This window comes from Microcystis sp. M53603_WE2 (assembly GCF_030065435.1).
Map to the genome: position 1 here is coordinate 1 of NZ_JASJFF010000113.1, position 4187 is coordinate 4187.

Here is a 4187-nt window from a genome sequence, read left to right on the forward strand (position 1 = left end):
GGGTTAGGAGCCAGTAGTCAGTAGTCAGGAGAATTAAGAATGAATAATAATCAATTAAATGGTCTATTTACAGATTTTAGGCAATTTAATCATTATTTTTGCCTTTTTTGAACCATGAAAAATTAATTATGCCAGAGCTTGATTAAATCTCTAGCCATGGGCAAAAAAAAAGACGAAAATAGATCAAGACCAGATTTACCCAACCCTAGCTTAACCCCGATGAGAGACAAACAATCAGAAATTACCAATATATCCACCCCTAGAGATTCTGATCTTTATTCCTTGCCTCCGGCCGTCCAACGAGCTGCTAATATCCTTTTACGTCAGGGAAGAATCGGTTTTTGGACGCAGATTGTCCTGGGCGTAATTTCGGGGGTTTTATTACTCATTGCTACCGCTAGTTTATTAGGGACGAGACAACGCACTTCTGGCATTGAAATCGGTGTTTTATGTGCCATTGGTGGGGCTGGTTTCTTGGTGGTTGCCATTTTCTTTTCTTCTCGTTACATGAAAATTGCCCGTCAAATGTTGAGAGGTGATCAAGATAGTCGCCCGAAAAAATCCGATACTATTCAGTTAATCCGTCAGGGTTTAATCGCTAATATTATCGGGATGTTTTTAACTATTTTGGGAGCGCAAGCCTTGGCGGGAATTGTCTTAATTAAATCCCTCAATGTTCCCCAAGGTACTTTTAATGTTGCCTCTAACCCCAGTCAGTTTGTTAATTCTGTTGACCTGTTAATTGTGCAGGCTAATACTAATACAATTCTCGCTCACTTTACTGGTATCGTTACTTCTTTGTGGCTTCTTAATCGTATTACTTCTAAATAAATATGGCCATGCAACGCACCCGTTTAAGTACGCTGGCTAATGTCACCAGCAGTCGATTTAATCGCTTTTTTGGTAATCCTTGGCGACGGATTTCCCTACAGATAATTTGTGTTTTATTTGGAGTTTTTTCTGGGCAAGCAATTGTCACCACTGCTGGTCAAACTGCTCAATGGGATGTCACGGCTGCTGGTTTATTGCTGCTGTTTACGGAGGCGATTAGCCGGATTGTTTACCGAAAAAGTTCTCAGGCTAAACCCGCACCGATTCTGCGAGAATCTTTCAATTTACTCAAAATTGGTATCACCTATAGTTTATTTCTAGAAGCCTTTAAAATTGGCTCTTAAATAGGGTTGGCTGAAAATGTTTCTTGGTGGGGTGAGGATTCAGGAGCCAGTCGGGGAAAGTGGAAACCTTGCCCTTAAGTGCCGACCGGCAGCGAGCAATCGTAGCCAGCCTAGACAGAACTAATGTATTAGTTAAGCTGCCCAACGATACCCTTACTCCATGGCGCTTCTCAGGAAAATAAGGATTTCAGACGTTCATTCTCATTAGTACATTAAAATTACCCAGCTTTAGCATAGGCTCTGTAAGACTTTTAGCCATGGCTAGTATATTCATACAGGGGAAGTTCAGTTATAATTAAATTACCAAATTATATTTAGGCCAAATTTTTTTAATCATCATGCCACAACAATCCTTAATCACTAAAACCCTGACAGAGCAAGCCATTACCCCCCCGCACAAAATAGTTTAAATGTCAAGCTTTTTAGAAAAATACTTTTATTGTCTCCCCTGTTGTTTTGGGAATTATTGGGTTTAGAAGTTAGCTCAGTTAAAGCAGTAGAAAACCTACAATGTCCTGTCATTTCTAAGGAAGAAGTTGATACAAATGCTCTCCAAAGAGAAATTGCTAATTATTCAGCCACTCTGCGAGTCTATCCTAGCGATCTGGGTACGATTAAACTTTATCTTCAACGGGGAATGGCGCGAGAAAAAATCAACGATCAAAACGGTGCGATCGATGATTTCAGTCAATACATTTGGTACAGTAATTATAATGCTCCCGCCTTCAAAGATAGACAGTTACTAGCTCAAGCCTATTATCAAAGAGGTGTGTTAAAGTTAGCCATGGCAAAGGAGCAGCGTCAGCCAAAATTATTAGAAGCTGCCCGCTCAGATTTTCAGCAAGCCTTTAAATATAATCCCAATAAAAGCGAAGTTTGCTTTAACCTAGCAATTATTGCATCTTTGCTCAATCATCAATCCTTGGCTTTAGATTATTACCAGCGTTTTATCGGTTATGAAACTGAAAATTATCGCGGCTATTATCATCGAGGACAGCTATACTCTCAGTGGGGAAATTATGCAGAGGCTATCAAAGATTATGATCTGGCTATTTTATACCAACCCGATCTAATTGAACTCTATTATAATCGGGCCATAGCTTTAGAAAAGATAGGGAGAAAACGAGAGGCTTTTAAGGATTATAAAATCGTTTTAAAATGCTCACCCAAACTATTTTTAGCCAAGAATGCTCCTAGCAGTTATCAAAACCGTGCCAGAGTACAACTTGAAATCGCTGACGAGGAAGTCGAATTAGCCAATTTATCTTCTAATTCCCTGTCAGGATATCAAACAGCGATCGAGTATTATAATGGAGCCATCAAAGATCTAGCACTTGTCATCCGTATTAATCCCAACTACGATAAAATTCCCCATTCTAGAGCATTTCTTAAACGGGGTTATGCTCACCTAAGACTCAACAATAATCAAGGGGCAATTCAAGATTATAACCAAGCAATTTATCTGCAACCCCAAGACGCAAAAGCCTATGTATATCGGGGGTTAATGCGAGCCAATAAATATCAAGAATACGCAGGAGCTTTAGAGGATTTTACTGCGGCAGTGGCACGAAATCGTCATGATGCAGCCGCTAACTATCATCGGGGGTTAGTGCTGTATAAATTGGGGCGTTATCAGGAGGCAGTAGATAATTATAATATTGCCTTAGCCCAAGATGATCGGATTAATATACCTAGTTTTACTTCTCGCTCTGTCTGTAGCGAAAATATCCGAGAATCTGCCGACAAAAATTATTTTTATAACTCCAGAGAAACCGATTTTCGTCCTAATTATAATGTCTCTTGTCATGCTCAAGCCCGGGGAGATGCTTATTTTGCTCTGAAAAATTTTGCTGCGGCCGAAAGAGATTATACTACTTATATAGTTGCCTATCCTAACGATCCAGAAGGGTATCATAAACGGGCTAATGCGCGTTTTGAAAAAGGGGATAAACAGGGAGCGATCGAGGATTATAATGTATTCCTACAAAAAGTCCGTGATGCGAGAATTTTCTATAGTCGTGGTAATAGTAGCGCTGACGTGGGAGATGACCAAGGAGCGATTACAGATTACCTGCAATCTTTGAGCATTAATCCTATCGATGTGACAGCGTATAGTAATCGGGGAAATGCACGCACTGATACCGCTACTATTCCCGATAATGTACAAGTAACACCGAGAATATCGGAGAATCCGATCGCCTATAATAATCGTGGTATTATTCGACGACAAACTGGGGACAAGGAGGGTGCTTTAGAGGATTTAGATAAGGCAGTTAGCTTGAATTCCAATAATCCTATTGCCTATAATAACCGGGGAGTTATTCGCTTTGATTTGGGAGATAATGCCAGTGCTTTGGAGGATTTAAATATGGCTATTTCTCTCCAGTCTAACTATGCTGAAGCTTACTATAATCGAGGTTTAGTTAAGGAAAAAATGGGCGATAAGAAGGCAGCGATCACCGATTATCAATTAGCAATTACTTATCAGCCAAATTATGGCGAAGCTTATTATAATTTGGCACTTGCCACCTACGATGATAAAAATCCTAGTAGTCGAGTAGCGAGCCTTAACTATTTGCAAAAAGCCGCTAATGCCTTGATAAAAACCGGTAATTTAGAACTCTATGAACGGGCGGTAGAATGGATGTTAAAAATGCAGTAATTTATCGAAAAAATAAGCTAATTTTTGACAAAGACTTCAAGACTTGGCTATTTCAAGCCTTCAAAGAGCGGGGGAGTCTCTTATTGCCGATCAATTAGCCGCTAATCATCATACAAGGTTGGGTTGACGTAAGGAAACCCAACCATAGACCCAAGGAAACCCAACAAAAAGATTCAGACAGATTTAGGTGTTGGGTGTTGGGTTTCGCTTTTCCTGAGAATTGAGAGGTTTTCTTTAACATATTTATTCGCTCAACCCAACCTACGAAACTGTAGGTTGGGTTGAGGCACGAAACCCAACCATAAACCCAAGGAAACTAAAGTAGGTTGGGTTGACGTAAGGAAACCCAA

General features: G+C 40.0%; 3 protein-coding genes. All 3 read left to right on the plus strand.

Annotated features, from left to right (window positions below):
* The first annotated feature begins 219 nt into the window (after positions 1-219).
* Complete coding sequence (locus tag PX481_RS02775; protein WP_002800798.1) at positions 220-831, plus strand: DUF3611 family protein; 612 nt, start codon at positions 220-222, stop codon at positions 829-831.
* Between the two features lie 2 nt (positions 832-833).
* Positions 834-1175 (plus strand): DUF565 domain-containing protein, encoded by a 342-nt coding sequence (locus PX481_RS02780; protein WP_002768596.1) that lies wholly within the window; start codon positions 834-836, stop codon positions 1173-1175.
* Positions 1176-1614: 439 nt separating this feature from the next.
* On the plus strand, positions 1615-3837 hold the full coding sequence (locus PX481_RS02785) for a tetratricopeptide repeat protein (protein ID WP_288093567.1): 2223 nt from the start codon (positions 1615-1617) through the stop codon (positions 3835-3837).
* Positions 3838-4187 lie beyond the last annotated feature (350 nt).

Bases quoted from the DNA above. Each gene is read 5' to 3' on its own strand.
- PX481_RS02780 (WP_002768596.1), top strand. From the start codon at position 834: ATGGCCATGCAACGCACCCGTTTAAGTACGCTGGCTAATGTCACCAGC.
- PX481_RS02775 (WP_002800798.1), top strand. From the start codon at position 220: ATGAGAGACAAACAATCAGAAATTACCAATATATCCACCCCTAGAGAT.